Raw genomic sequence first — 3839 nt, forward strand, 5'->3', positions numbered from 1 at the left:
CAGCCCGCCTCCCTGAATGAAGCCGGAAAACTCTAGCATCCGGTGGTCCAACGTTTGGGAGCGGTTCAAAAACCGCCGAGGCTCTAATCGCCGCCGGATGAAAATTCAGTGGCAGGTCATTTGGTCTCGATGTTGCACAAGGAGCCAATTCCAGCGGCCACGAAGTACTTGGTATGCACCCGTGGGAACAACATGGGCGCTTCAATTGAACGGAAACTCAAATTTATGGCTGGCTCTGACAAATTACGGACGATCAGCGATAGTTCGGGTCTCCAGCGGGATTGCAGCATGAGGCCGGCAGTCAATACCAAAGGACATTACTGCGACTTCGCCGAATGCCGGTAATAGACATCCGCCAGAATGTGGTGGTCATGGCGGTAGACTTCGGCCATGATATTATAGAGGCTTGGATCGTGAGCCTCGAAATCTTCTGATGTGGCAATGGTGAGATTGCCTCGGCTGTAAGCCAAGTTCGTATTGAACCAAAATCGCGTGCCCTCGGCCCAATACTCATCGACGTTGTTCTCCATATAGGAACACGCCCAGAGGCCTTTCTCGTAGGCGTGCGAATAGGCACGTTCAACTCGTGCAACGAGATCAGGATCTACCGTGCGCAGCGCGTTGAAAATATTATGTGAGAATTCGTGAACAAGAATGTTCCCGCCGTAATACCGCGTGCCCGGCACGCCCATCAAATTCTCCACAGCTCCCGTCGTGTAGAGCCCGCCCATGCCGCGCGCCCTTTGTGCCCAGTAGTCTCGGGCAGTCATCTTGCCGATCGTGTTGGCGTAATCCCGCCGCTCGTCAGGGGTGAGACGTGGATCATCGGGAAGAGGCTTCTTCCAATCCCGCTGCTCGGGAATATCAGTCGTCGTCTCGTCAATTGCCATGACGCCCACCCGCGCTCCAGCCTGGATTAAAGCATCGCGGACATCACGGCGTTCTGACAACATGTAGAGGACAATGTCACGTGAGATCAATAGTGCCGTGTCTGGAACCTTGTTTGACGAAATAATAGGTATGCCCGCTGCGTCAGCATATTTGGCATAAAATGGATCCAGATTGAGTGATGTCGGTGGGCTGCGAACTATGAAAGTCTCGAAACTCGATACATCAGCCGCGGACAAAGGCGAGTCAGATAAGACATTCTCAGCGCCGCCGAGTCTGCCTGCGGATGCAGCAAGAAGGTACCCACCGCACAACACCATCCCCATCGAGCATACATCCATCATCGTGACCTCTCGTTAACGGCTGTCTTTCGTGAGACGACGCAACAACCGTGCCAGTCACTAAGTATTTCCTCGGGGGCTCATCGGCGCCGCCGGCTCTGTACCAGACCATGTGCGTGACGATCGGCATCCGGTGACCAGGGTATGACGATCACCTCATACCGTTATCTAGGAGAAAATTGCGATCTCGCGGCCGCCTCGCCAGTCCTGGGAGGCGTTTGCTGTGTCCGGGGTCCTAAAAGCTTGCACCGGAAACGCACTGATCTGCGAATCAATTCCTGTACCCATCATCTTCTCCCGAGGTCGGGATCGCCAGGCAAGTATGTCCTCTGGCAATCTTCGCCGATACCCAGCGTGCCGGTCCATGGGCTGCGATAGCCAAAGCGAACCAGGGCGTTTTTGCGAGGGGAACCCCTTTCAGATTCAACAGGAGAATGCTGCTGCCTATCGCCGCGTCCCATTTTGTGTGGAATCAGACGGGCGCAAACCGAACATTCCGAAAAAACCCCTCCGCCAGGTCGGGTCGTTCGACGACTTTCGACGCCGGGATAGACCAGCCCGGTTCCGCCGAGGGTTCTAATGTGATCTCGACAATTTGCCTGATTATCGCCGAAAACGTCTTTGGCTTGCTTCTGCCTGAGTAGCGAGCCTCTCAGTCATGGTCAACTTTTCAAGTTCAATGTCCTGGATGCCTGATCAAGATGATCCAGCATGATGGACAAGGCGGCATGTTCACGAAGAAGTTGGAGCCCGGCCGCTTCATCTGGCGTCGGCAGCCGATGGCAGGCCGATTGATTGGAACGCATCCATTGGACGGATGAGTTCCATCCAAACAAATGATTTCACCAGCTTATACCAGTGCCATTAGAAGCGCCCCAACGAGTGCGTATCAAGTAGTTGCTCTGTCGACGCCTGGACAGAGTATTAAGTGGAGGTTTATGGTATGAGCCCTCAGGTGCGGTGGAAAGTGTGCTGGGAAAACGAGTTGGAGCTCTCTGACCACACGGAGCTCGCAGATTTCTTTCGGAAGACCTATGGGCCAACTGGAGCTTACAACGCCCTTCCATTCGAAGGTGCTCGTAGTTGGTCAGGAGCTAGGCCCGAGCTTCGCGTAATAGGCTATGATGCGCACGGTGTGGCCGCTCACATGGGGTTGTTGCGTCGTTTCGTTCGGGTTGGCGAGGTCGATCTACTCGTATGCGAGCTTGGATTGTGGGGCGTGCGTCCAGATCTTGAGGGGTACGGCATTAATTCGATGCGCATTGTTTACCCAGTGCTGCAGCAACTTGGCGTTCGGTTTGCGTTCGGCGGTGTTCGGCAGGCGTTGCGCAACCTTGTTCTGAGGCTCTGCCGAAATGGTCTTGCGACGGTTTTGGAAGGGGTACGCGTGCGATCCACCCTTGCCGATGTTTATCTCAACCTCCCGGCGACGCGCTGTGAAAACGTAATTTTGGTAGTATTCCCAATAGGATGCTCAATGAGTGATTGGCCATCGGGGACCTTGATCGAGCGGAATGGCCCTGAGCTATGAAAGAGCATGGTCCCATAGCTGAAGTTATCCGAAGAGACGGTGGCGGCCCAGTGATCGGTGCGTCTATTTAACCCTCGATGACGGACCGACCCACACGATGACACATCCCGCACCTTTCGATCTGCGAACGCTTAGACGTCAAGCGTGAGATATTCGAGACAAGCAGGACCATCAGGAACATATGCCCCGAAGCCTCGGTACCGCAATCCGGGCACCTGGTGGAAGTATGAACATCATCGGCTAATGCCGTATTTTTGCGCGCTCGCGGGTTCACGATCCGCGCTCCTCGTTCGACCCGCTAACTGACGCCACTGCCGCAGAGCACGGCATCGGAGCCTGCGCACAAGCGCACTGCCGACCATACTGCGATGGCCGACAACCCAGATCTTCTTGTTGGACAAGTCGTACACTCAGAGCTCTTCCCGGCTGTTCAGGGCCTTCCAGTGCTTGACATCCTCGCGCACCATCTCGGCGACGAGCTCCTGAACCGGGGCCTTGTGTTGCCAGCCCAGCTTCTGGCGGGCCTTGGTCGGATCACCGGCAGAAGATCAACTTCCGTCGGGCGGAGGTATCGAGGATCGACTTCAACAAGGCAGGCACCGGACGCGGAGTCGTAGCCAGTCGACGCCGGACGCCTTCCATTCCAAAGTAATGTTCACGTCGGCAAAAGCCCGCTCGAGAAATTGGCCGACACTCGTCGTCTCGCCGGTCGCCAAGACGTGGCCATCCGGTTTGTCCTGCTGCAGCATGCGCGACATGCCCTCGACATACTCACGTGCGTGGCCCCAGTCGTAGCTCCTGGCGCTGTTTTTGGCCAGCTGTCGGGCGCGGCGGGCCTGCGCGATCGAAGTTGGCTTGTTCAGCCACAAGGCGAAACTCTATCACCTGGGCGCTCGCAGCGTCTCCCGTGCGATACGCCATTTCTCTCTTGGCTACAGGGATGTGCGATTGTCTCCTGTTTTCAAAGCTCTTTGTCCTGCTGATGGTCGCGGTCGCGCTGGCGCGCGGTCGACCTAGACATGTCCTGCGATTGATGAATCGATTGTGAGGTGACGAGAGCGACCGAAGCTGATTCAACA

2 protein-coding genes and 1 pseudogene are annotated in these 3839 nt (G+C 55.9%); 1 reads left to right on the plus strand and 2 read right to left on the minus strand.

Annotated features, from left to right (window positions below):
- Positions 1-317 precede the first annotated feature (317 nt).
- Positions 318-1232 (minus strand): hypothetical protein, encoded by a 915-nt coding sequence (locus tag ATY29_RS34830; protein WP_010034735.1) that lies wholly within the window; start codon positions 1230-1232, stop codon positions 318-320.
- 940 nt (positions 1233-2172) lie between these two features.
- On the opposite strand from ATY29_RS34830, the gene nodA reads away from it, so the two are divergent.
- Positions 2173-2760 carry a nodulation N-acyltransferase NodA gene (nodA, locus tag ATY29_RS34840; RefSeq protein ID WP_097537536.1) on the plus strand — a complete coding sequence of 196 codons (588 nt, stop codon included), beginning with the start codon at positions 2173-2175 and terminating at the stop codon, positions 2758-2760.
- Between the two features lie 410 nt (positions 2761-3170).
- On the opposite strand, the pseudogene ATY29_RS37175 reads toward nodA, so the two are convergent.
- Positions 3171-3629: pseudogene (locus ATY29_RS37175) on the minus strand (GDP-mannose 4,6-dehydratase).
- Between the last annotated feature and the right edge of the window lie 210 nt (positions 3630-3839).

The sequence above is a fragment of the Rhizobium hidalgonense genome (assembly GCF_002914525.1).
Classification (GTDB): Bacteria; Pseudomonadota; Alphaproteobacteria; order Rhizobiales; family Rhizobiaceae; genus Rhizobium; species Rhizobium hidalgonense.

Bases quoted from the DNA above. Each gene is read 5' to 3' on its own strand.
- ATY29_RS34830 (WP_010034735.1), bottom strand. From the start codon at position 1,232: ATGATGGATGTATGCTCGATGGGGATGGTGTTGTGCGGTGGGTACCTT.
- nodA (WP_097537536.1), top strand. From the start codon at position 2,173: ATGAGCCCTCAGGTGCGGTGGAAAGTGTGCTGGGAAAACGAGTTGGAG.